Consider the following 22,741-nt stretch of genomic DNA (forward strand, 5'->3'; position numbering starts at 1 on the left):
ATGCCGCGTCAATTTGAATCTGCCCCGCGCGCTCGAAGCCGGCGCACGCGCCGTGTAATGCGCGCCGCATAGCTCGCTGGCGCATAACAACTATGCGCTGGCGCTGCGTGAAGCGCAACGCTGGGACGAAGCGGAGCACGCCGAAAGAACGGCCTGTGCGTTAGCGCCCAACGACGCGACCATGCGCTGCAATCTCAGCATGCTGCAGCTCATGCGCGGCGATTACGCACACGGCTGGCAAGCCCACGAAGCGCGCTGGGATGGCTCTTTTGAATTAGGCGGCAACCGCCCCGCGTTCCCCGCACCGACCTGGCAAGGCGAAACGCTTGCCGGCAAAACGCTGCTGGTGTGGGGAGAACAGGGCATGGGCGATGTCCTGCAACTCAGCCGCTATATCCCGCTGCTGGCCGAGCGTGTTCAACGCGAGGGCGGCCGCCTCATCTGGAATTCATTTCCACAAATGGGCGCGCTGCTCGCGCGTAGCCTCGGCGAGCATGTGGACGATTATTCGGCCGGCGGTGGCATCGACTCTTTATCACCGTTCGACTACGAAATTCCGTTACTCAGCTTGCCTTTGATCTTCGACACGCGTGAAGAAACGATCCCCGCAGCGAGGCCGTATTTGCGAGCGGACGCGGCAACCGGCGAGTCGTGGCGAAAGAGGCTTGCCGGCGAAACGAGGCTGAAGGTTGGACTGACATGGACCGGCAGCCCTGGCCATCAGCGCAATCCTTTCAGGCGAGTGGGTTGGGAGCGCTATGCGGAACATTTCGGCGGCCTGCACGACGTGGCGTTCTATTCGTTGCAACCGGGTGCCGGGGCAGACGTCGCAGCGGCCCGGATAGCGGGCCTGCCCATGTCGGACTACACCGCGGAATTCGCCAACTTCGACGACACAGCCGCGTTTGTCGGCGCACTCGATCTCGTCATTACGGTTTGCACGTCCGTGGCGCATCTGAGCGGGGCACTCGGCCAGCGCACATGGGTGCTGCTCGACGTCAACCCGCATTGGGTCTGGCTGCTCGACCGGCCCGACAGTCCGTGGTACCCGAACGCGACGCTCTACCGCCAGCCACAGTTCGGCCAATGGGATCCGGCGCTGGAAACTGTCGCACGTGACCTGAACTCGCTTGCGGCCCGGCACCACGCGGCATAGGTTGGCAACTCGGCCACCAAAGCCGCGCTGCGTTCAAGGTGAACCGGCTCCCGGCGCCGGTTGCACGGCTCGCGCGATCTCCGCTGCGAGACATTCGGGACACAGGCAGCGGCCGGACGGATCGAGCCGGTCTGCCGGCAGCGCCGGCATCTCACGGCACCAGCAGTCGAACGGCACCTTATGCATGGCGCAATCGAATGCAAGACCGCAGCGCGGGCACAGCGCACTGCTTTCGGCGTGGGAAGCTGACAATTTCATAACGGCCCGGATGATCTCGCTTCAGCCTGGATCGGGAAATGATGCCACGACTGGCGCGCCGCTGTGAGTCGGCCGTTCGGCCAGTTCACAGGCCGATCTGAACGGCGGTAAGCTTGATCGTCGGTCACCGCTTCCGGCCCTCCATTGCGCAGTGCGCAAAGCCCGCACCACCCGTCACCGGCGCCGGTATCGAAATCCCTGTTGCAGCGCGCCAGTCCTGTACAATTCGCCCTGTTTTAACTGTTCCGTGCCTGAGCCTGCCGCCATGTCCGAGATCCCTGACCTTTCGCAGATCGCGCCCACCCTGAAGGCTGAAATTCTGGCCGAGGCGCTGCCTTACATTCGCCAGTATCACGGTAAGACCGTGGTCATCAAATACGGCGGCAACGCCATGACCGAGGAGCGACTCAAGCAAGGCTTCGCGCGCGACGTCATTCTGCTGAAACTGGTCGGCATCAATCCGGTCATCGTGCACGGCGGTGGTCCGCAAATCGACCAGGCGCTGAAGAAAATCGGCAAGCAGGGCACGTTCATCCAGGGCATGCGCGTCACCGACGAAGAGACGATGGAAGTCGTCGAATGGGTGCTCGGCGGCGAAGTGCAGCAGGACATCGTCACGCTGATCAACCATTTCGGCGGTCACGCCGTCGGTCTGACCGGTAAAGACGGCGGCCTGATCCACGCGCGCAAGATGCAGATGCCGGATCGCGACAATCCGGGCCAGTACGTCGATATCGGCCAGGTGGGCGAAGTCGAGGCGATTAATCCCGCGGTCGTGAAAGCGTTGCAGGACGACGCGTTCATTCCAGTGATCTCGCCGATCGGCTTTGGCGAAGACGGTCTGTCGTACAACATCAACGCGGATCTGGTCGCGGGCAAACTGGCGGTCGTGCTGAACGCCGAAAAGCTCGTGATCATGACCAACATCCCGGGCGTGATGGATAAGGAAGGCAATCTGCTGACCGATCTGTCGGCGCGCGAAATCGACGGCCTGTTCGCAGACGGCACGATCTCCGGCGGCATGCTGCCGAAAATCTCGTCGGCGCTGGATGCCGCAAAGAGCGGCGTGCGTTCGGTACACATCATCGACGGCCGCATCGAGCACTCGGTGCTGCTGGAAATTCTCACCGAACAGCCGTTCGGCACGATGATCCGTTCGCATTGATTCCTGCCTCAAACCCGGCACACACGGCACGCTTTCCCGGCGTGTCATGTGTGCCGTGCAGTTGCGCTGCCGCTGCGCCCAGCGGCACACAACGCGCCACCCTCTGGCGTAAACACGCTCTCCACTCTTTTATCGCCTTCCGCATCACGAACCGTCGTCCGTGTTCACCGCGTGAAGCGAATGCCTGCGCCTGAACGGCGTCCTCCATCATGCGCACCCCCACTTCCCGACGCCGTCGTCCGCACATCGCAGGCGGCAGTCCGGTCTGGCTGTTCGATCTCGACAACACGCTGCATCACGCCTCGCACGCGATCTTCCCGGCGATCAATCAGGGCATGACGCAGTACATCATCGACGCGCTGGGCGTCGATCTCGACGAAGCCAACCGTCTGCGCACCGGCTACACGCAACGCTACGGCGCAACGCTGCTCGGTCTGGCGCGCCACCATCCGCTCGACCCGAACGACTTCCTGAAAGTCGTCCACACGTTCCCCGATCTCGGCTCGATGATCCGTCACGAACGCGGTGTCGCGCGCCTTGTCGCGTCGCTACCCGGTCGCAAGATCGTGCTGACCAACGCGCCGGAGGACTATGCGCGCGCGGTGCTCCAGGAACTGCGCATCGAGCGCCTGTTTGAACAGGTGATTGCGATCGAACATATGCGCGATCGCCACAACTGGCGCGCCAAACCTGATCATTCGATGCTGCGCCGGGCGATGCGCGACGCGCATGTCTCGCTCAAAGACGTGATCCTTGTCGAAGACACGCGCTCGCATCTGAAGAACTACCGGCGGCTCGGTATCCGCACCGTGTGGATCACTGGCCATTTGCCGCGCAAGCCACACGCGGACGGCGTACCGACACGTCTGCCAGGCACCGGCCGGCCGCACTATGTCGATCGCTGCATTCGTTCGTTAAAATCGTTACGACTGGGCACCCGCTCGGTTCGATTGAAGGGATAGCAGACGGGACGCAGCCATGCAGCCGATCGACAAGCCTGATGAAGCCGTAGCCGAACACGAACCCACCCCGTCGGCCGCCTCGCGGGCGCCACGCCTGAAGCCGGGCGAGCGCCGCGTGCACATCCTGCAGACGCTTGCCGCGATGCTGGAGGCGCCAAAGAGCGAAAAGATCACCACGGCGGCACTCGCCGCCCGGCTCAGCGTCTCGGAAGCCGCGCTGTACCGCCATTTCGCCAGCAAGGCGCAAATGTTCGAAGGACTCATCGAGTTCATCGAGCAGACCATCTTCGGCCTGATCAACCAGATCGCCAACAAAGAAAGCAACGGCGTGCTGCAAGCCCGCGCGATCGCGTTGATGCTGCTCAACTTCCCCGCGAAGAATCCCGGCATGACGCGCGTGCTGACCTGCGAGGCGCTGGTCGGCGAGCATGAACGGCTGACCGAACGTGTCAATCAGATGCTGGAGCGGGTCGAGGCGTCGTTGAAGCAGTGTTTGCGGCTCGCCCAGATGGAGGCCAATGCAGGCGCGGCTGAAAACACAAGCCAAAGCGCCAATGCGCCTGCTGCCCCGCTGCCCGCCGGCTACGATCCCGCGATCCGCGCGAGCCTGCTGCTGAGCTACATCATCGGCCGCTGGCATCGGTATGTGCGTAGCGGCTTTGCGCGGCCGCCCGCCGAACACGCCGACGCACAACTGCTGCTGATTCTTCAGTAGTCCGCGCAGCACGCGAGCCCACAACGGCGCCCGCGACGCTGCCGCACGAAATTTTCCGCTATACTTTGCGCCTGACTGTGGCTCTCCGAACCACCTGAGACCGCTGTCCGGAGCACCTTGAACACCTGAACACGTAATATCACGCGCCGATTTGCTGACTCGATTGCGGGCGCGCGAACTGCCGGGAATGTTTCCCGCGGTTCACTATAAATGCGGCTAAAGAGGTCGTCAGCCGCGCACACCGTTTTTCCTCCGTGCCTCGCCGACGCCATCTAGCCGCCCTGTATTTGTTAAATGGCGGAATGAATGGAATCGATCGGTATCGTCGCTCCCCAAAAAATGCATTTCAGCGAGCCGCTGCTGCTGCAGAACGGCAGCTCGCTGGCCGGTTACGACCTGATGGTCGAGACCTACGGCACGCTCAACGCCGCGCGCAGCAATGCCGTGCTGGTGTGTCACGCGCTCAACGCGTCGCACCACGTAGCGGGCGTGTACGCCGACAATCCGAAGGACATCGGCTGGTGGGACAACATGGTCGGCCCGGGCAAACCCCTCGACACCGACAAGTTCTTCGTGATCGGCGTGAACAACCTGGGCTCATGCTTTGGCTCGACCGGGCCGATGAGCATCGATCCGGCTACCGGCAATCCCTACGGCGCGACCTTTCCTGTCGTGACGGTCGAAGACTGGGTGAACGCGCAGGCGCGCGTCGCCGATGAATTCGGCATCACGCGCTTCGCAGCGGTGATGGGCGGCAGCCTCGGCGGCATGCAGGCGCTCGCATGGAGCATGATGTATCCGGAACGCGTGGGCCATTGCATCGTGGTTGCGTCCACACCGAAACTGTCCGCGCAGAACATCGCGTTCAACGAGGTGGCTCGCTCGGCGATCCTGTCGGACCCCGACTTTCACGGCGGCAACTACTACGCGCACAACGTGAAGCCGAAGCGCGGCTTGCGCGTCGCGCGGATGATCGGCCACATCACGTATCTGTCGGACGACGACATGGCTGAGAAATTCGGCCGTTCGTTGCGGCGCGCGGAAGGCGCGGTGGACGCGTACAACTTCAACTTCGACGTCGAATTCGAAGTTGAATCGTACCTGCGCTACCAGGGTGACAAATTCGCCGATTACTTCGACGCGAACACCTACCTGCTGATCACCCGTGCGCTCGACTATTTCGACCCTGCCAAAGCCTTCGACGGCGATCTGACCGCCGCCGTCGCGCACACCACGGCGAAATTCCTGATCGCCAGTTTTTCGACCGACTGGCGTTTCGCGCCGGCCCGCTCGCGCGAACTGGTAAAGGCGTTGCTCGACCACAAGCGCACGGTGACCTACGCGGAGATCGACGCGCCGCACGGCCACGACGCCTTCCTGCTCGACGACGCGCGCTATCACAACCTGATGCGCGCCTATTACGAACGTATTGCGAACGAGGTGAACGCATGAACCAGCGAGCACTCGATTACCTGGCGCTGCGCCCGGACTTCCGCGCGATCGCCCGCTGGGTCGAACCGCGCGCCACCGTGCTCGATCTGGGCTGCGGCGACGGCTCGCTGCTGTCACTCCTGAGCGAAGAACTGGACGTGCAGGGTTACGGCATCGAAATCAACGACGCCGGCGTATTGGCGTCGACCCAAAACGGCGTCAACGTGATCCAGCAGAATCTGGAAGACGGCCTGCGCCTGTTCGAAGACGGCAGCTTTGATTTCGCGATTCTGTCGCAGACGCTGCAAACCATCCATCAGACCGCCGCGATCCTGCGCGAGACGGTGCGCGTGGGCAAGGAATGCATTGTCTCGTTCCCGAATTTCGGCTACTGGGCGCACCGGCTTTCGGTCCTGCAAGGCCGCATGCCGGTGTCGAAGTCGCTGCCCTACCAGTGGCACAACACGCCGAACGTGCGGGTGCTGACAATCGAGGATTTCGAGGCGCTCGCGCCGGAAGTCGGCATCGAGATTCTCGACCGCGTGGTGCTTCACGATGGCCAGGTGGTGCGATGGGGGGTGAACTGGCGTGGTAGTCTTGCGGTCTATCGCGTCAAGAAAAGCTAACACCACTTATCCACATGTCGAACCCGCCGCACGAGGCGCCTGCACTTACCGCACACGAAGAACATCCCGGCTGGCGCGCGTTTCTGAATACGCGCATGCTGATCTGCGTCTTTCTCGGTTTTACGTCGGGACTGCCGCTGTTCACGCTCGTCTATCTGGTGCAGGCGTGGTTACGCTCCGAAGGCGTCAATCTGAAGGAAATCGGCCTCTTTGCGCTGATTCAGTTCCCGTACACCTGGAAATTCATCTGGGCGCCGCTGATGGACCGCTACGTGCCGCGTTTGCCGGGCTGGCGTCCGGGCAGACGGCGCGGCTGGATGCTGGTCACGCAGATTCTGGTCGCCGGCGCGATTGCCACGCTCGGTTTCGTGTCGCCGCGCGACGCGATCTGGACGGTGGCGGCCTTGACGGCACTGGTCGCGTTATTCGGCGCGAGCCAGGACATCGCGATCGATGCCTACCGGCGCGAGTTGCTGAGCGACACGCAACAAGGTCTCGGCAATGCCGTGCATGTCAACGCGTACAAGATCGCCGCGCTGGTGCCGGGTTCGCTGGCGCTGATTCTGTCCGACCATTTGCCGTGGACCACCGTTTTCATCGTCACCGCCGCATTCATGGTGCCGGGCATGATCATGACGCTGGTGGTGCGCGAGCCTGAGATACACGGCGCGCCGCCGAAAAACCTGCGCGATGCGATCGTGCTGCCGTTCCGCGAATTTATCCAGCGCGACGGTTGGCGCGGCGCGCTCTTTGTGCTGGCGTTCATCTTCCTGTACAAACTCGGCGACACGATGGCCACCACGCTATCGACGTCATTCTTTCTCGACATCGGTTTCTCGCGCACGCAAATCGGTGTGATCGCCAAGACCACCGCGTTCGGCGCGAGTCTCGCGGGCGGGATCGTCGGCGGGATCTGGCTGATGCGTATCGGCATCGGCCGTGGGCTGTGGATTTTCGGCATCCTGCAGATGGTGTCGACGCTCGGCTTCGCGTGGCTCGCGCATATTGGCCCAGCCTCGCCTGGATTGGCTGTCGTCTATGACATCGCGGTTGGGCTAAGCCAGGGTACGACGAAACTGCTGTCGGTGTTCGGCATCGACTGGACCGTCCAACTCGATCCGCGCTCGGTGGCGCTCGCGCTCGTCTACGGCCTTGAAACCTTTGCGACCGGCCTGACGATGTCTGCCTTCGTCGCCTATATCGCCAGCACCACTGATCCGCGTTACACCGCTACGCAATTCGCACTTTTCACAAGCCTGGCTTCCGTGCCGCGCACGTTGGCATCAGCGGCAAGCGGCTATGTGGTCGCACAGATCGGCTGGTTCGACTACTTCATTGTGTGTACCGCGCTGGGGCTGCCCGGCATGCTGCTTCTGCTGCGCATCGCGCCCTGGAGAACCCGGTCGTGACGACGCGTCAGTCAAAGCGCGTGGCGCACCCGGTTTCGGATACCTTCGTGATGTCTTCGCCCAAGGCCGGCAGCGCGGTGCTGCGTAAGGTATTGGCGCTCGGTTGCGCGAGCCTGACGTTGGCGGCACCGTTGAGCGCCTACGCGACAGCGATGCCCGCGGTCGGCTCCAGTGCAGCAGCGCAGACCATCACGACGCCGGCTCCGGCAGCGGCGCCGACGCCTGCGGCAAAATCGGCACCGAACACGGCAGGCCCCGAAAGCGCGACACCCGCGGCGGGCGCGGCGACCAGTGCCACGAACGCCGGCAGCGCACCTGCAGCCGCCACGCCGCCCGCTTCAACACAGCCGCCACCCGCGCCGGTAACGGCCAAAACGCCTGCCGCCACCTCGACGCCGGCTACGGCCGCAAAAGCGCCCGCCGCAACGTCAACGCCCGCCGCAGCCGCCAACACTGCCACTCCGCCGACTTACAGTGCGCCGAACACACAGTTGCGCTACGGCGGCTACCTCGTGTTTCGCAACCTGATCCCGTCGCCGATGCTCGAGGCGCAAGCCGCCCAGGAGTTCAACGAGATCGTGTACGGCGCCCAGCACGCGAACAGTCTGTACGGCGACACCGACGCCCACGTCACGCGGGTGCAATCGATCGTCGACAAGCTGATCCCCTATTCGCTGAAGTGGAACGAACGGGCCAAGAACTGGAAATGGGATGTGGCGGTGGTGCGCTCGCCCGATATCCGCATGTACTGCCTGCCGGGCGGCAAGATTGTCGTGTATAGCGGCCTGCTCGACCGCGTGCGTCTGAACGACAACGAACTCGGCATGCTGATCGGTCACGAAATCGCGCACGCGCTGCGCGAGCATGCGCGCGAGCGGCTCGGCGAACTGCAGGCCAGCCAGCTCGACTCATCCGGCACGATCCCGCAGCTATTCGGGCTCGCCGATCTGGGCGCGGCGCCGCTCGGCATCGGGTCGCGCTTGCTGGAAATGAAGTACGAGCCCACCGACGAAACCGAGGCCGACGTGATCGGCAGCGATATCGCTTCGCGCGCCGGCTTCGATCCGCGCGCAGCGGTCACGCTATGGGACAAGCTGGCCACGGCGACGCGCAGCAATCGCGACCAGGGTTTCATCTACGTGCACCCGTACACGCCGGCGCGGCGCCAGGACATCATCAAGCGCTTGCCGGATATGCTGCCGCTCTATGCGAAGGCAATCGGCAAGAGCGTCGATGCGCTGCCGGACTACGCCGGCATGGGCCGCCCGCGCCGCAAAGCGGTCAGCGAGTAAGTTGCCCGGGCCGCAGCGGCGTGCGGCTTGTGTTGCGGCCTGGCCTCGCCTGCGGTTCAAGCGGTTCCGTTGCGGCTCGGGCCGACCTTATTTCTTGACCTTGTGGTCGTAATCGACCGTCAACGGCGCATGGTCGCTGAACTTGATATCGCGGAACACGTCGGTGCGCTTCGCCTTGCTGGCAATGCCCTGCGTCGCGATCTGATAATCGATCCGCCACCCCACGTTCTTCGCATACGCCTGGCCACGATTGCTCCACCACGTGTACTGTTCCGGCCGCTGATCGAGCGTGCGAAACACGTCGACGTAACCGACTTCGTCAAACAGCTTGGTGAGCCACTCGCGCTCTTCCGGCAGGCAGCCTGAATTCTTCTGGTTGCTCTTCCAGTTCTTGATGTCGATCTCTTTGTGGACGATGTTCACGTCGCCGCATACGATCACTTCGCGCTCCTGGGCCAGCTCCGCGAGATGCGGCATGAACTCGTCCATGAACCGGAACTTGGCCTGCTGGCGATCTTCCCCGCTCGACCCAGACGGCACATACACCGAGATCACCGACAATTTGCCGAAGCGCAGCTCGACATAGCGGCCTTCCGGATCGAATTCCTCGCTGCCGAAACCGATAATGACTTCGTCTGGTTCGTGGCGCGTGTACACGCCCGCGCCACTATAGCCCTTCTTCACCGCATGCTGGAAATAGCCGGTGTAATCGTGCGGCGCCATGAATTCGGGCGTCATATCGTCTTGCGAGCATTTGATTTCCTGCACGCACAGCACGTCGGCTTTCTGTTCGCCGAACCAGTCGAAAAAGCCCTTCTTCGCCGCGGAGCGGATGCCGTTCAGGTTGGCGGTAATCACACGCAACATGTCGTTCCTCTTATGTTCGATTCGTTGTTAGATCAAAGGGCAAAAAGCATACGGTCATTCGACCTTGAAGCCCTTCAGCGATTCCTTGGCAGGCGGATATTCGAGCTTCAGCGCCTCGAACGTACGTCGCAACAATTCGGCGACCATCACATTGCGATGGGTCTTCGAATCGGCCGGAACCACGTACCACGGCGCGTAGTCGGTCGACGTCGCGGCCAGCGCGTCGCAATACGCCGCCTGATACTTGTCCCACTGCTTGCGGGCTTCGAGATCGGAGACGTCGAATTTCCAGTGCTTGCTCGGATCGTCGATGCGGGCCTGCAGACGCGCCCGTTGCTCATCTTTCGAAATGTGCAGCATGCACTTGATGATGGCCGTACCACTATCGGCCAGCAGTTTTTCGAACTGGCGAATGTGGCCGCAGCGGCGCTCGAATGCTTCGGCATCCAGATTGCCGAGCACGGTCGGCACCAGCACATCTTCGTAGTGACTGCGGTTGAAGACGGTCAGCTCACCGGCAGCGGGCGCCTGGGCATGCACGCGCCAGAGAAAATCGTGTGCCAGTTCGACGGGCGTCGGCGCCTTGAACGGCACGATGCGCAAACCGAGCGGGTCGACCTCATGAAACACCGCGCGGATCGTGCCGTCTTTGCCACTCGTGTCCATGCCTTGCAGCACCAGCAACACGCGGCGTGTCTGCTGCGCGTGCAGGCGTTCCTGCAAGGAGTCAAGCTGCGCGCCGATCTCCGACAGGCGCGCCCGGTCGGACTCTTTCGAACCGGTCGAAAAAGGTTTCGCGGCCGGGTCGAAAGCGTCGAGCGAGAATTTGCTGTTCTTCTTGCCTTCGTCGAAATACGGTACGCGGAAGTCGTCGAGTTCGGGTTGCTTCGCCATTCACACTCCGTGATCTGCGTTCAGCGGTAAATAAAAGCGGGCCCACAAAATGAAACGGGCCGTTGCCCCACTTTCGTTTCCGGCAACAGCCCGTGACGGTTGAAGCTCGCGCTTCAGCCCTGGGGTTTTCAACTGAGCTTCAACTCAGGACAGCTTCTTCTTCAGCAGTTCGTTCACCTGCGCCGGATTGGCCTTGCCCTTGGTCGCTTTCATCGCCTGGCCGATCAGCGCGTTAAACGCCTTTTCCTTGCCGGCGCGGAATTCCTCAACCGACTTCGGATTCGCGGCGAGCACTTCGTCAATGATCGCTTCCAGCGCGCCGGTGTCCGAAATCTGCTTCAAACCCTTCGCTTCGATGATGCGATCGGCAGAGCCTTCGTCGGTGGCCTTCTCTTCCCAGATCGCGAGGAAAATTTCCTTGGCGATCTTGTTGGAGATCGTGCCGTCGGCGATACGTTGCAGCAGCAGCGCGAGTTGCGCGGACGAAACCGGGCTATCGGCAAAGTCCAGACCTTCGCGATTCAGTTGCGACGACACTTCGCCCATCAGCCAGTTAGCCGCGACCTTCGCGTTCGCCGGGCCGACCTTGAGGACGACCGCTTCGTAGTACGCAGCCATGGCCTTGCTCGACGTCAGCACATTGGCGTCGTACGGTGTCAGACCGTATTGCGTGACGAAGCGTTGTTGAATCGCCACCGGCAGTTCCGGCATTTCGCTCTTCACACGCTCGACCCACGCCGCGTCGATCACGAGCGGCATCAGATCGGGATCGGGGAAATAGCGGTAATCATGCGCGTCTTCCTTGCTGCGCATCGAACGCGTCTCGCGCTTGTCCGGATCGTACAGACGCGTTTCCTGCACCACCGTGCCGCCGTCTTCGATCAATTCGATCTGACGGCGCACTTCGTACTGGATTGCTTCTTCGAGAAAACGGAACGAGTTCAGGTTCTTGATCTCGGCACGCGTGCCGAATTCCGCCTGACCGACCGGGCGCACCGACACGTTCGCATCACAACGGAACGAGCCTTCCTGCATGTTGCCGTCGCAGATGCCGAGCCACGTGACCAGCGTGTGCAGCGTCTTGGCATACGCGACCGCTTCAGCCGCGCTGCGCATTTCCGGCTCGGTAACGATTTCGAGCAGCGGCGTGCCGGCGCGATTCAAATCGATGCCGGTCATGCCCGCGAAATCTTCGTGCAGCGACTTGCCCGCGTCTTCTTCGAGGTGGGCACGCGTCAGGTTGACGACCTTCTCGTACGCTTCCTTGCCCGCCTTTTCGTTAGCCGGGACCTGAATCGTCACCTGGCCGCCCTGCACGACGGGGATTTCGTACTGGCTGATCTGATAGCCCTTCGGCAGGTCGGGGTAGAAATAATTCTTACGCGCGAAGATGCTGCGCGGCGCGATCGTCGAGCCGATCGCGAGGCCGAGCTGAATCGCACGCTCCACGGCGCCGCGGTTCATCACCGGCAGCGTGCCCGGCAATGCCAGATCAACGGGGCTGGCCTGCGTGTTCGGTGCAGCACCGAATTGCGTGGCGGTGCCCGAGAAAATCTTCGATTGGGTCGACAGTTGCGCGTGGGTCTCCAGACCGATCACGACTTCCCATTGCTTGGCCATGGTGCTCACACTCCTGCCGGTGCTTGACGGTGCCAGTCGGTCGCGCGCTGGAACGCGTCGGCCACTTGCAGCATCCGGGCTTCATTGAAATAGTTGCCGATGATCTGCAGACCCACCGGACGCTGCGCGTTCGCGCCCGCACCGAAACCACACGGCACGCTCATGCCCGGCAAGCCGGCGAGGCTCACCGACAATGTGTAGATGTCGGCCAGGTACATCTGCACCGGATCGTCGCCCTTTGCGCCGAGGTCCCACGCCACCGACGGCGCGACCGGTCCCATGATCACGTCGCATTGCTTGAACGCTTCCTGGAAGTCCTGCGCGATGATGCGGCGGATCTTCTGCGCTTGCAGGTAGTACGCGTCGTAATAGCCATGCGACAGCACGTAGGCGCCCACCAGAATGCGGCGCTTCACTTCCGGACCAAAGCCTTCGGCACGCGACTTCTTGTACATGTCGAGCAGATCGCGATACTCCGCGGCGCGATGGCCGAAGCGCACACCGTCGAAACGCGAAAGGTTCGACGAGGCTTCAGCCGGCGCGATCACGTAGTACACCGGGATCGACAGTTCGGTTTTCGGCAGCGAGACTTCCACCAGCGTCGCACCCAAAGCTTCATATTGCTTCAAGGCGGCGTCGATCGAGGCGCGCACGTCGTCAGCCAAACCTTCGCCGAAATACTCTTTCGGCAGGCCGATGCGCAGCCCGGCGAGCGGTTTGTCCGCGCCGTCTTCTTTCCACGTCTTGCCGATGTAGCGCGTGAAGTCTTCGTCGTCGCGCGTGAGGCTGGTCGAATCGCGCTCGTCGAAACCGGCCATGGCGTTGAGCAGCGTGGCGCAATCTGCAGCGGTCTGGGCCATCGGGCCGCCCTGATCCAGCGACGACGCGAACGCGATCATTCCGTAACGCGAGACGCGGCCGTACGTCGGCTTGATGCCGGTGATGCCGGAGAACGAGGCCGGCTGACGGATCGAGCCGCCGGTATCGGTGCCGGTGGCAGCGGGCGCGAGACGCGCCGCCACAGCCGCAGCCGAGCCACCCGACGAACCACCGGGCACAGCCTTACGATCCCACGGATTCTGCACGGGACCAAAGTACGAATTCTCGTTGGACGAGCCCATCGCGAACTCGTCCATGTTGGTCTTGCCCACGCAGACCATGCCGGCGTTCTGCAGACGCGCGACCACGGTTGCGTCGAACGGACTTTCGTAGTTCGACAGCATCTTCGAGCCGGCCGTGGAGCGCCAGCCCTTGGTGACGAACACGTCCTTGTGCGCGATCGGCAGGCCGACCAGCGGGCCGGCGTGGCCGGTGTGAAGCAGCGCGTCGGCTGCTTTCGCCTGCGCGAGCGTCAGGTCGGCGTCGACCTGAATGAAGGCGTTCAGGCTATTGGCCGCGTCGATCCGCTTCAGATAGAGCTGCGCCAGTTCGACGGCGGAGCATTCCTTGGCCGCCAGTGCGGCGCGCAGTTCGGTCAAGCTTTTTTCATGCATTGCGTTTTATCCTGGGCTTGATTCGCGGGTCTTACTCGATCACCTTCGGCACGAGGTACAGGCCGTCTTGCACAGCCGGCGCCGGGCGCTGGAAAGCTTCACGGTCGACCGTTTCGGTCACCGCGTCGTCGCGCAGGCGCAGCGCGACGTCTTCGATCTGCTCGATCGGGTGGGCCAGCGGGGCGATGCCGGTGGTATCGACCGCCTGCATCTGCTCGACGAGGCCGAAGAAATCATTGAGCTGGGCAAGCGTGTGCTCAGCGTCGGCGTCAGCCAGTTCGAGCCGCGCGAGGTGCGCGATGCGTTTAACATCGGTCAGGGTCAGAGCCATGCAGTCACCGGAAAATGTGGTGGACCGCCGCAGCGTGGGAAAAACGATGCTGCGACAGCGGGTTACGACACTGGAGGAAGACCTCGAAAAAGGGGCCAGCGGCGGCAAAAAGTGCCGTCCGTTTCCTTCAAAACATCCAAAATTATAAGGTATCATTACGCGTTCGACCCAAACCCGGACCGACTTACCAAGGCCTTTCTGAACAATTCCCAAAGATAGTTCGGATTTTTCTGACTTGGCCTTGCACCGGCCTCCGGTAGACTCCCTCGCAGCTTCAAGTTCCTGTGGCGCCGCGTCCGCCCGGTTGAAGCTGTTATTTTTTCCGCTGCCGCCCTGCGCAACCGTTGCGAGGGCCGGCCCCAAGCGAGACAGGATTTTGAATGTTCGGTTTTCTGCGCAGCTACTTCTCCAACGACCTGGCGATTGACCTTGGCACTGCCAACACGCTCATTTACATGCGTGGCAAGGGTATCGTTCTTGACGAACCGTCGGTGGTCTCGATCCGCCAGGAAGGCGGCCCCAACGGTAAGAAAACCATTCAGGCAGTCGGCAAGGAAGCCAAGCAGATGCTTGGTAAGGTGCCGGGCAACATCGAGGCGATCCGCCCGATGAAAGACGGCGTGATCGCCGACTTCACCGTTACCGAACAGATGATCAAGCAGTTCATCAAAACTGCTCACGAATCGCGTATGTTCTCGCCGTCGCCGCGCATCATCATCTGCGTGCCGTGCGGCTCGACCCAGGTCGAGCGTCGTGCCATCAAGGAAGCCGCACACGGTGCGGGCGCTTCGCAGGTGTACCTCATTGAAGAACCCATGGCAGCGGCAATCGGCGCAGGCCTGCCGGTGTCGGAAGCAACCGGTTCGATGGTCGTCGACATCGGCGGCGGCACGACCGAAGTCGGCGTGATCTCGCTCGGCGGCATCGTGTACAAGGGTTCGGTGCGCGTAGGCGGCGACAAGTTCGACGAAGCCATCGTCAACTACATCCGCCGCAACTACGGCATGCTGATCGGCGAACAAACGGCCGAAGCCATCAAGAAAGAAATCGGCTCCGCGTTCCCGGGTTCCGAAGTCAAGGAAATGGAAGTGAAGGGGCGCAATCTGTCGGAAGGCATTCCGCGCAGCTTCACGATCTCCAGCAACGAAATCCTCGAAGCCCTCACCGATCCGCTGAACCAGATCGTGTCGTCGGTGAAGATCGCGCTCGAACAAACGCCGCCGGAACTGGGCGCAGACATCGCCGAGCGCGGCATGATGCTTACGGGCGGTGGCGCACTGCTGCGCGATCTCGACCGCCTGCTCGCCGAAGAAACCGGACTGCCGGTGCTCGTCGCCGAAGACCCGCTGACCTGCGTTGTGCGCGGCTCGGGCATGGCGCTCGAACGCATGGACAAGCTGGGCAGCATCTTCTCGTACGAGTAAGCGAGCCCGTCTCCATGTCAGTAGCGCGGATCAGGCAATCGGCCCCTTGCGGGCCGGTTTGCCGTTGGCTGGGCCTGCCAGCCTCCGCGCGCTGAACGCGCGTCTCTCGCGCGCCGCCGTCTCACCCAACCGCTCACGCCCCCGGCGCCGACCATGGAATACAGTCCGCCGCCCCTGTTCAAGCAAGGCCCGTCCGCCCTCGCACGGCTGATGTTTTTCGTCGTGCTGGCGCTCGCCCTGCTGATCTCCGATGCACGCTTCAAAACGCTCGAAATCGTTCGCGGCGTGCTCGGCGCGGGTCTTTATCCGTTGCAACGCGCCGCCCTCGTGCCGCGCGACATCTTCATGGGCGCTGCCGACCTGGCCGTGACCAGCGCTACGTTGCGCCAGGAGAACGACAAGCTGCGCACCAAAGATCTTCAGCTCTCGCAGCAAGCCAATACGGCCGCCGAACTGGCCGCCGAAAACGCCCATTTGCGCGCGCTGCTGCAACTCTCGCAGCGCTCGACCACGCAATCGCTTCCTGCTGAAATCCAGTACGACACGCGCGATCCATTCACGCAAAAGGTCGTGATCGGCCGGGGCGCGCAGCAGGGCGTCCAGGACGGCTCGCCGGTCGTCAATGAAGATGGCGTGATCGGTCAGGTCACGCGCGTATTTCCGCTGCAAGCCGAAGTGACGCTGCTCACCGACAAGGACCAGGCGGTGCCCGTGCAGATCGTGCGCACCGGCTTGCGCAGTGTGATTTACGGCACGCCGAAGGGCGACACGCTCGATCTGCGCTTCGTGCCGATCAGCGCCGACGTGCAAACCGGCGACGAACTCGTCACCAGCGGACTCGACGGCGTGTATCCGCCGGGGCTGCCGGTCGCCAAGGTCGTGCGGGTCGACAAACAGGCCGATACGGCGTTCGCGCGCGTGATCTGCTTGCCGGTGGCTCCCGTGCGTGGCGCGCGTCAGCTACTGGTGCTGCACTATCTGAACAATGTGCCGCCGCGTCCGGCGGAAGAGCCCGACGCGGCCACGACCGCCAAGGACGCGAAAGCGAAGAAGGGCGGCAAACCCACGGACAGCAAGCCTGCGCCGGATAAATCCCCCGCGAAGCCTGCTGAAAAGCCCGCCGCCAAGCCCGTCGAGAAAGCGCCGGCCAAGGCCGCCGCGGCGGAGAAGAAGACCACCGCCGAGAAGAAACCGGCCGCTGACAAGGGCGCGAAACCGCAAGCCACGCCGGGGGCCCAGCCATGAACCGTCCGCAATACATCCTGCAGCCGGTCAATCCCTACTTCATCGCGTTTAGTCTCGCCGCGGCGTTCCTGCTGAACCTGATGCCGTGGGGGCGCCTTGCCGGCGTGCCGGACTTCGTGGCGCTCGTGCTGCTGTTCTGGAACGTACACCAGCCGCGCAAGGTCGGCATGGGCATCGCGTTCTTCCTTGGTTTGCTGATGGACGTGCACAACGCCAGCCTGCTCGGTGAGCACGCGCTGGCGTATACGTTGTTGTCGTATGGCGCGATTACGATCCATCGCCGGGTGCTGTGGATGTCGCTAGGTGTGCAGACTTTTGCTGTCATGCCACTGCTGGTCGTCGCGCAACTGGTGCCGTTCGTGATCCGTTTGCTGACGGGCGCGGCGTTTCCGGGCTGGGGTTACCTGATCGACGGCTTCGTCGAAGCCGCCCTGTGGCCAGTCGCCAGCGTGCTGCTGCTGATGCCACAGCGCCGCCCGGCTGATCCGGACGACACGCGGCCGATTTAAACACGCTTCGAGCCCGCCGGCCGTTCCGATGGAACCCAGCCACTTGGCCCGCTCGATGCGCATCGCTGTTCATGCCTCCCGGCTCCGGCCGGTTTGGGCGCACACTCATGATGGCCGTCACGCGGCCTTTTGCAGAATCGCATGACCGAATTCAAGGACACTCAGCAACAGCTCTCGAAGTTCCGCCTGCGCGTCGCGGCGGCGGGCGTGTTCGTGTTCGTCTGCTTCGGGCTGATCGGCTTCCGCTTCCTGGTCCTGCAGGTCTGGCACTACAGCAAGTACTCGCTGCAAGCCGATGAAAACCGCATCTCGGTCGCACCGATCGTGCCGAACCGCGGCATCATCACCGACCGTAACGGCGTGGTGCTGGCCAAGAACTACTCGGCATACACGCTCGAAATCACGCCGTCGAAGCTGAACGACACGCTCGAAAACGTGATCGACAATCTGTCGACCGTGATTTCGATCGACGCACGCGACCGGCGCCGCTTCAAGAAGCTGCAGGAAGACTCGAAAAACTTCGAGAGCCTGCCGATCCGCACCCGCCTCACCGACGACGAAGTCGCGCGCTTCACCGCACAACGCTTCCGCTTCCCGGGCGTGGAGGTGCGCGCGCGCCTGTTCCGCCAGTACCCGCTCGGACCGACCGCAGCGCACGTGATCGGCTATATCGGCCGGATTTCGCAGCGCGATCAGGACCGCATCGACGACGCCAGCGATCAGAACGACAGCGATCCGGACCACTACGATCCGCGCCTCGACGCCAACAACTACAAGGGCACCGACTACATCGGCAAGATCGGCGTCGAGCAGAGCTACGAGACGGAACTGCACGGCCAGACCGGTTTTGAGGAAGTCGAAGTGACTGCGGGCGGCCGGCCCGTGCGCACGCTGTCGCGCACCCAGGCAACGCCTGGCAATAACCTCGAACTGTCGATCGACATCGGCCTGCAGCAGGTCGCCGAGCAGGCCTTCGCGGGCCGCCGCGGCGCACTGGTCGCGATCGAACCGGCAACCGGCGACGTGCTCGCGTTCGTGTCGGCGCCGAGCTTCGATCCGAATTCGTTTGTCGACGGCATCGATCAGCAGACCTGGGACGAGCTCAACAACTCGCCCGACCATCCGCTCCTGAATCGTCCGCTGCACGGCACCTATCCGCCGGGCTCGACCTATAAGCCGTTCATGGCGCTCGCCGCGCTGACGCTGCATAAGCGCACGCCGGGCTGGGGCTTCCAGGATCCGGGCTCGTACACCTTCGGCGGCCACACCTTCCGCAACGACGTGCGCTCCGGCCAGGGCTGGATCGACATGAACCGCGCGATCGTAGTCTCGAACGACACGTATTTCTACATGCTCGCGCACGATCTCGGCGTCAACGCGATCGCCGGTTTCATGAAGCCGTGGGGCTTCGGCCAGATCACCGGCATCGACATTTCAGGCGAGGCGCGCGGCATCCTGCCGTCGACGGACTGGAAGCGTAAGGCGTACCGCAAGCCCGAGCAGCAGCGCTGGTATGAAGGCGAAACGATCAGTCTGGGCATCGGCCAGGGCTACAACTCGTTCACCATTCTTCAACTCGCCCACGCCACCGCCACGCTCGCCAACAACGGTATCGTGATGAAGCCGCACCTCGTGCGCGACATCGAAAACCCGATCACGAAAGAGACGCGTCCGGTCGTGCGCGATCCGAGCGACAGGATCGCCGTGAAGCAATCGGACATCGACATCATCAAGCGCGCGATGGAAGGCGTCGTGACCAATGGTACGGCGTCGAAGGTGTTCATTGGGGCACAGTATCAAGCGGCCGCCAAGACCGGCACGGCCCAGGTGTATTCGTTGCAAGGCGCGAACTACAAAGGCCACGCGATCGCCGAACATCTGCGCGACCACGCACTGTTCATCGCGTTCGCGCCTGCCGAACAGCCCAAGATCGCGGTTGCACTGATCGTCGAAAACGGCGGCTGGGGCGCGGAAGCGGCCGGCCCGATCGCGCGGCGTGTGCTCGACTACTACCTGGTCGGGAAGAACAAGCCCGGCGCTGAAGCAGCGGCTGTCGCGGCAGCGGCCTCGGCGACCCAGGATGCGTCCGCGCCTGAAGTGGGTGGCGCACCGGCGCCACAAGACACGGCGCAGCCGGTCAAGGTCGCGGCGGGCTTCACGGCACTGCCGATGCCGGGCGCGGCTTCGGCGGCAGAGGCGGCTGCTGCGGCTGCATCCGCTGCGGCCGCTGCATCGGCACCTACGGCTGCAACTGCTGCTTCCGCTTCCGGCGCGTCGGCGGCCGTCGCCGCATCCGCGTCGGCCACCGCAAAGAACCCGGCGCCGCGTAAATCCGGCGTCCCGCACAAACCCCGCCCGAGCAGCGAGCCGGCACCGACCGCCGCCGCTCCGTCGCGGGATGACAGCATTCAGCCTACGTCGCCACGCCAGCCGGTTTCCGGCGGCATCGACGACTAAGGAGAAAGGCATGCAATTCGACAAGCGCGCCTGGCTCGACCGCATCAAGCGGATGTTCCTGGGCTTCGACCGGCCGCTCGCCCTGATCGTGTTTCTGCTGCTGTGCGTCGGCATCGTCACGCTATACAGCGCGACGCTGGACATGCCCGGCCGGGTGGAAGACCAGTTGCGCAACATCATGCTGACGTTCGTGCTGATGTGGGCACTGGCCAATGTGCCATCCACCACGCTGATGCGCTTCGCGGTCCCGCTCTATACATTCGGGATCGCGTTACTGGTTGCCGTGGCGATGTTCGGCCTCACGCGTAAGGGGGCGAAGCGCTGGATCAATGTCGGCGTGGTGATCCAGCCGTCCGAGATTCTGAAGATCGCCACACCGCTGATGCTCGCCTGGTACTACCAGCGCCGCGAAGGCGTCATGCGCTGGTACGACTTTCTGGTCGGCTTTCTGATTCTGATTGTTCCGGTCGGGTTGATCGCCAAGCAGCCTGACCTTGGCACCGCGGTGCTGGTATTCGCGGCCGGCTTCTTCGTGATTTATTTCGCGGGGCTCAGTTTCAAGCTGATCGTGCCGGTGCTGATTGCGGGTGTAATCGCGGTCGCTTCGATCGCGGTGTTCCAGGACAAGATCTGTCAGCCGGAAGTGCAGTGGCCGCTGATGCACGATTATCAGAAGCACCGTATCTGTACGCTGCTCGATCCGACGTCAGATCCGCTCGGCAAGGGTTTCCACACGATTCAGGCCGTGATTGCAATCGGCTCGGGCGGCCCGCTCGGCAAGGGCTGGCTCAAGGGTACCCAGGCCCATCTGGAGTTCATCCCTGAGAAGCACACCGACTTCATCTTCGCGGTCTTTTCCGAGGAGTTCGGGCTGGCGGGCGGGATCGTGCTGCTCACGCTTTATATGCTGCTGATCGCGCGCGGGCTGTTTATCGCGGCGAATGGCGCGACGCTGTTTGGGCGGCTGCTGGCCGGATCGCTGACGATGGCGTTCTTCACCTACGCGTTCGTCAATATCGGCATGGTGAGCGGGATCTTGCCGGTGGTGGGCGTGCCGCTGCCATTCATGAGTTACGGCGGCACCGCACTGACGACGTTGGGGGTTGCGATCGGCCTCATCATGAACGTCGCGCGGCAGAAGCGATTGATGCAGAGTTAGCGCGGCGCAGGGCTCAGGGCCCAGACCGCGGAGCCGAAAGCAGGGGAGCCGACGGACGCGAAGCCGAATAACGCTAGGTCAAAGCAGGCCGCAGAAAGCAGGCCGGGTGAACAAAAGGGGTGCACCGTCAGGAGCGCCCCTTTTTCATTGACTGCGGTGTCATTTACTGCGGCTTCACTTCCTTCTGGTCCCGCAATTGCGCGCTCAGTTGCTGATACTTGAGTTTCGCCGCCGGATCGCCCTGTACCGCCGCTGCCGCGTAGTACGCGCGCGCCACGTTCAGGTTCTTGTCCACGCCGTCGCCACCGCGCTCGTAGAACGAGCCGGTCACGTACTGCGCCGTCATGTCGCCGCCTTGCGCCGCCTTCTTGTACCAGACGAAAGCCTGCTTGTTATCACGCGCCGTGCCGCGGCCATCGAGGAACTGGTTGGCCAGCGCGAGTTCCGCCTGCACGTGCCCCTGCTGCGCGGCCCTCAGGAACCACCGATGCGCCTCGACCGGATCACGTCCCACGAACTCGCCATCGTCGTACATCTTGCCGTACACGTACTGCGCGTGCGACATGTTGGCGTCGGCGGCTTTGCGCAGCCACTTCTTGCCTTCGTCGACATTGGCTGGGGTGCCCTCACCGTTGAGCAGCATCATCGCGTAGTTGAACTCGGCAAGCCGGCTGCCGCGCTCGGCCGCTTTATGGAACTCGGCAAGCGCCGCGCCCAGATTGCCGGCGTTGTAATCGGCGACTGCGGTTTGCGTCTCCGGATCGTTCGACTTCGCGACGCGACTGTCCTGCGCATACGCCGTCACATTCGCCATCAACGCCGCTGCTACCGCCACACGCACCGCGACGCACTGCACCATCCCCTTCATGTCCTCACCTCCTGCAACGCCTGGCGGGTCGCGCGCAACATCCACATGACGTCGGCGGCCAGGGCGATAAAACGAAAACCGGCATCGCGAGACTGCTTTGCGCTCGCGGCATCCATAGCAAAAATTCCGGTGGCGATACCGGCCTTGTCGGCGGCGCTGACAATCCGCGCCATCGCCGCCTGCACGTCGGCATGCTTCGAATCGCCGAGGTGACCGAGGCTCGCGGCCAAGTCGGCCGGTCCGACGAACAGGCAATCGACGCCCGGCGTCGCCGCGATCTTCTCCACCTCCTGCAAGCCGCGCGCCGACTCGATCTGCACGATAGTCGCGATCTGCGCGTTGGCGGTCTGCACGTAGTCGCGCCGCATGCCGTACGCAGCCGCCCGCACCGCGCCGGCGACACCGCGCCGGCCGTCGAGCGCTTCGGCGGTCGGATACTGCGTCAGACGCACGGCATGTGCCGCCTCTTCCGCCGTTTCGATATTCGGGAACATCAGCGTGCGGGCACCGGCGTCCAGCACGCGCTTGATGAGCCAAGGCTCGCTGGCAGGCACGCGCACAACTGGCTCGCTCGGCAAATGCGCGGCGGCAATCGCGCGCAATTGCGACGTGACGTCGCCGCTATCGTTCGGCGCATGCTCCATGTCGATCAGCAGCCAGTCGAAACCGGCATGCGCGAGCGCCTCGGCTGCAGCATCGCTGCCGAGCGAAAGCCATAGGCCAAACAGCGGATCGGCTTCTTTCAGACGTTGTTTGAGGGGATTCGTGAAGGTGCTCATGGCCGCGCTCCCTGGCGATGGGATACATCGCGTGAAACACGGTTGAGCACACTGGCGTGGCAGAACAACCCACCGCCAGGG

General features: G+C 63.1%; 20 protein-coding genes and 1 pseudogene. 13 read left to right on the forward strand and 8 right to left on the reverse strand.

Annotated features, from left to right (window positions below; translation table 11 throughout):
• Positions 1–1,156: pseudogene (locus tag PQQ96_RS29110) on the forward strand (hypothetical protein); the annotation flags it as partial.
• Positions 1,157–1,189: 33 nt separating this feature from the next.
• Here the strand turns inward: PQQ96_RS29110 and PQQ96_RS29115 are convergent.
• A complete protein-coding gene (locus PQQ96_RS29115; protein ID WP_408299040.1) occupies positions 1,190–1,414 on the reverse strand; it encodes a cysteine-rich CWC family protein in 225 nt (74 codons plus the stop codon).
• A 265-nt stretch (positions 1,415–1,679) separates the two neighbouring features.
• Here PQQ96_RS29115 and argB point away from each other — a divergent pair, with 265 nt between their 5' ends.
• The 7 genes from argB (at position 1,680) to PQQ96_RS29150 (ending at position 9,014) form a co-directional block, all read left to right on the forward strand.
• Entirely contained in the window at positions 1,680–2,579 is a 900-nt protein-coding gene (gene argB, locus PQQ96_RS29120) for an acetylglutamate kinase (protein WP_063494482.1), read from the forward strand.
• Between the two features lie 209 nt (positions 2,580–2,788).
• A complete protein-coding gene (locus PQQ96_RS29125) occupies positions 2,789–3,541 on the forward strand; it encodes a pyrimidine 5'-nucleotidase (RefSeq protein WP_408299042.1) in 753 nt (250 codons plus the stop codon).
• Positions 3,542–3,557: 16 nt separating this feature from the next.
• Entirely contained in the window at positions 3,558–4,256 is a 699-nt protein-coding gene (gene slmA, locus PQQ96_RS29130; protein ID WP_408299043.1) for a nucleoid occlusion factor SlmA, read from the forward strand.
• Between the two features lie 306 nt (positions 4,257–4,562).
• Positions 4,563–5,708: a homoserine O-succinyltransferase MetX gene (gene metX, locus PQQ96_RS29135; RefSeq protein WP_408299045.1), complete on the forward strand. Its 1,146-nt coding sequence runs from the start codon at positions 4,563–4,565 to the stop codon at positions 5,706–5,708.
• Complete coding sequence (metW, locus tag PQQ96_RS29140; RefSeq protein ID WP_408299047.1) at positions 5,705–6,313, forward strand: methionine biosynthesis protein MetW; 609 nt, start codon at positions 5,705–5,707, stop codon at positions 6,311–6,313. The genes metX and metW overlap by 4 nt, the downstream gene beginning before the upstream one ends.
• Positions 6,314–6,327: 14 nt before the next feature.
• Positions 6,328–7,722, forward strand: coding sequence for an AmpG family muropeptide MFS transporter (locus tag PQQ96_RS29145; RefSeq protein WP_408299049.1), 1,395 nt, complete (start codon positions 6,328–6,330; stop codon positions 7,720–7,722).
• Between the two features lie 50 nt (positions 7,723–7,772).
• Positions 7,773–9,014: a M48 family metallopeptidase gene (locus tag PQQ96_RS29150; RefSeq protein ID WP_408299102.1), complete on the forward strand. Its 1,242-nt coding sequence runs from the start codon at positions 7,773–7,775 to the stop codon at positions 9,012–9,014.
• A gap of 87 nt (positions 9,015–9,101) precedes the next feature.
• Here PQQ96_RS29150 and PQQ96_RS29155 read toward each other — a convergent pair whose 3' ends face one another.
• From PQQ96_RS29155 to gatC, 5 genes are all read right to left on the reverse strand, one after another.
• A complete protein-coding gene (locus tag PQQ96_RS29155; RefSeq protein ID WP_408299050.1) occupies positions 9,102–9,881 on the reverse strand; it encodes an exodeoxyribonuclease III in 780 nt (259 codons plus the stop codon).
• Between the two features lie 54 nt (positions 9,882–9,935).
• Positions 9,936–10,775: a PPK2 family polyphosphate kinase gene (locus PQQ96_RS29160; protein ID WP_408299051.1), complete on the reverse strand. Its 840-nt coding sequence runs from the start codon at positions 10,773–10,775 to the stop codon at positions 9,936–9,938.
• Positions 10,776–10,919: 144 nt separating this feature from the next.
• Complete coding sequence (gene gatB / locus PQQ96_RS29165; protein ID WP_408299053.1) at positions 10,920–12,395, reverse strand: Asp-tRNA(Asn)/Glu-tRNA(Gln) amidotransferase subunit GatB; 1,476 nt, start codon at positions 12,393–12,395, stop codon at positions 10,920–10,922.
• Positions 12,396–12,400: 5 nt separating this feature from the next.
• Positions 12,401–13,888: an Asp-tRNA(Asn)/Glu-tRNA(Gln) amidotransferase subunit GatA gene (gatA, locus tag PQQ96_RS29170; RefSeq protein WP_408299055.1), complete on the reverse strand. Its 1,488-nt coding sequence runs from the start codon at positions 13,886–13,888 to the stop codon at positions 12,401–12,403.
• A 31-nt stretch (positions 13,889–13,919) separates the two neighbouring features.
• Positions 13,920–14,219, reverse strand: coding sequence for an Asp-tRNA(Asn)/Glu-tRNA(Gln) amidotransferase subunit GatC (gene gatC, locus PQQ96_RS29175; protein WP_063494470.1), 300 nt, complete (start codon positions 14,217–14,219; stop codon positions 13,920–13,922).
• Between the two features lie 380 nt (positions 14,220–14,599).
• On the opposite strand from gatC, the gene PQQ96_RS29180 reads away from it, so the two are divergent.
• The 5 genes from PQQ96_RS29180 to rodA all read left to right on the forward strand — a co-directional run bounded on the left by PQQ96_RS29180 (position 14,600) and on the right by rodA (position 21,013).
• Positions 14,600–15,643 carry a rod shape-determining protein gene (locus tag PQQ96_RS29180; RefSeq protein WP_004189550.1) on the forward strand — a complete coding sequence of 348 codons (1,044 nt, stop codon included), beginning with the start codon at positions 14,600–14,602 and terminating at the stop codon, positions 15,641–15,643.
• Positions 15,644–15,796: 153 nt separating this feature from the next.
• Entirely contained in the window at positions 15,797–16,888 is a 1,092-nt protein-coding gene (gene mreC, locus PQQ96_RS29185) for a rod shape-determining protein MreC (RefSeq protein ID WP_408299058.1), read from the forward strand.
• The gene (gene mreD / locus PQQ96_RS29190; protein ID WP_063494468.1) at positions 16,885–17,397 is read left to right on the forward strand and encodes a rod shape-determining protein MreD; all 513 of its coding nucleotides are present in this window, start codon (positions 16,885–16,887) and stop codon (positions 17,395–17,397) included. The genes mreC and mreD overlap by 4 nt, the downstream gene beginning before the upstream one ends.
• Positions 17,398–17,538: 141 nt before the next feature.
• Positions 17,539–19,854 (forward strand): penicillin-binding protein 2, encoded by a 2,316-nt coding sequence (mrdA, locus tag PQQ96_RS29195; protein WP_408299060.1) that lies wholly within the window; start codon positions 17,539–17,541, stop codon positions 19,852–19,854.
• A gap of 10 nt (positions 19,855–19,864) precedes the next feature.
• A complete protein-coding gene (gene rodA, locus PQQ96_RS29200; protein WP_408299062.1) occupies positions 19,865–21,013 on the forward strand; it encodes a rod shape-determining protein RodA in 1,149 nt (382 codons plus the stop codon).
• A gap of 163 nt (positions 21,014–21,176) precedes the next feature.
• On the opposite strand, the gene PQQ96_RS29205 is transcribed toward rodA, so the two are convergent.
• Both PQQ96_RS29205 and PQQ96_RS29210 read right to left on the reverse strand, forming a co-directional pair.
• The gene (locus PQQ96_RS29205) at positions 21,177–21,881 is read right to left on the reverse strand and encodes a tetratricopeptide repeat protein (protein WP_408299064.1); all 705 of its coding nucleotides are present in this window, start codon (positions 21,879–21,881) and stop codon (positions 21,177–21,179) included.
• Positions 21,878–22,660: an HpcH/HpaI aldolase family protein gene (locus PQQ96_RS29210; RefSeq protein ID WP_408299066.1), complete on the reverse strand. Its 783-nt coding sequence runs from the start codon at positions 22,658–22,660 to the stop codon at positions 21,878–21,880. Before PQQ96_RS29210 ends, PQQ96_RS29205 begins: the two co-directional genes overlap by 4 nt.
• Positions 22,661–22,741: the final 81 nt, after the last annotated feature.

Source organism: Paraburkholderia sediminicola, from assembly GCF_046027825.1.
Taxonomy (GTDB): Bacteria; Pseudomonadota; Gammaproteobacteria; order Burkholderiales; family Burkholderiaceae; genus Paraburkholderia; species Paraburkholderia sediminicola_D.

Excerpts from the sequence above, each read along its gene's own strand:
- PQQ96_RS29115 (WP_408299040.1), bottom strand. The coding sequence starts at position 1,414 with ATGAAATTGTCAGCTTCCCACGCCGAAAGCAGTGCGCTGTGCCCGCGC.
- argB (WP_063494482.1), top strand. The coding sequence starts at position 1,680 with ATGTCCGAGATCCCTGACCTTTCGCAGATCGCGCCCACCCTGAAGGCT.
- PQQ96_RS29125 (WP_408299042.1), top strand. The coding sequence starts at position 2,789 with ATGCGCACCCCCACTTCCCGACGCCGTCGTCCGCACATCGCAGGCGGC.
- slmA (WP_408299043.1), top strand. The coding sequence starts at position 3,558 with ATGCAGCCGATCGACAAGCCTGATGAAGCCGTAGCCGAACACGAACCC.
- metX (WP_408299045.1), top strand. The coding sequence starts at position 4,563 with ATGGAATCGATCGGTATCGTCGCTCCCCAAAAAATGCATTTCAGCGAG.
- metW (WP_408299047.1), top strand. The coding sequence starts at position 5,705 with ATGAACCAGCGAGCACTCGATTACCTGGCGCTGCGCCCGGACTTCCGC.
- PQQ96_RS29145 (WP_408299049.1), top strand. The coding sequence starts at position 6,328 with ATGTCGAACCCGCCGCACGAGGCGCCTGCACTTACCGCACACGAAGAA.
- PQQ96_RS29150 (WP_408299102.1), top strand. The coding sequence starts at position 7,773 with ATGTCTTCGCCCAAGGCCGGCAGCGCGGTGCTGCGTAAGGTATTGGCG.
- PQQ96_RS29155 (WP_408299050.1), bottom strand. The coding sequence starts at position 9,881 with ATGTTGCGTGTGATTACCGCCAACCTGAACGGCATCCGCTCCGCGGCG.
- PQQ96_RS29160 (WP_408299051.1), bottom strand. The coding sequence starts at position 10,775 with ATGGCGAAGCAACCCGAACTCGACGACTTCCGCGTACCGTATTTCGAC.
- gatB (WP_408299053.1), bottom strand. The coding sequence starts at position 12,395 with ATGGCCAAGCAATGGGAAGTCGTGATCGGTCTGGAGACCCACGCGCAA.
- gatA (WP_408299055.1), bottom strand. The coding sequence starts at position 13,888 with ATGCATGAAAAAAGCTTGACCGAACTGCGCGCCGCACTGGCGGCCAAG.
- gatC (WP_063494470.1), bottom strand. The coding sequence starts at position 14,219 with ATGGCTCTGACCCTGACCGATGTTAAACGCATCGCGCACCTCGCGCGG.
- PQQ96_RS29180 (WP_004189550.1), top strand. The coding sequence starts at position 14,600 with ATGTTCGGTTTTCTGCGCAGCTACTTCTCCAACGACCTGGCGATTGAC.
- mreC (WP_408299058.1), top strand. The coding sequence starts at position 15,797 with ATGGAATACAGTCCGCCGCCCCTGTTCAAGCAAGGCCCGTCCGCCCTC.
- mreD (WP_063494468.1), top strand. The coding sequence starts at position 16,885 with ATGAACCGTCCGCAATACATCCTGCAGCCGGTCAATCCCTACTTCATC.
- mrdA (WP_408299060.1), top strand. The coding sequence starts at position 17,539 with ATGACCGAATTCAAGGACACTCAGCAACAGCTCTCGAAGTTCCGCCTG.
- rodA (WP_408299062.1), top strand. The coding sequence starts at position 19,865 with ATGCAATTCGACAAGCGCGCCTGGCTCGACCGCATCAAGCGGATGTTC.
- PQQ96_RS29205 (WP_408299064.1), bottom strand. The coding sequence starts at position 21,881 with ATGAAGGGGATGGTGCAGTGCGTCGCGGTGCGTGTGGCGGTAGCAGCG.
- PQQ96_RS29210 (WP_408299066.1), bottom strand. The coding sequence starts at position 22,660 with ATGAGCACCTTCACGAATCCCCTCAAACAACGTCTGAAAGAAGCCGAT.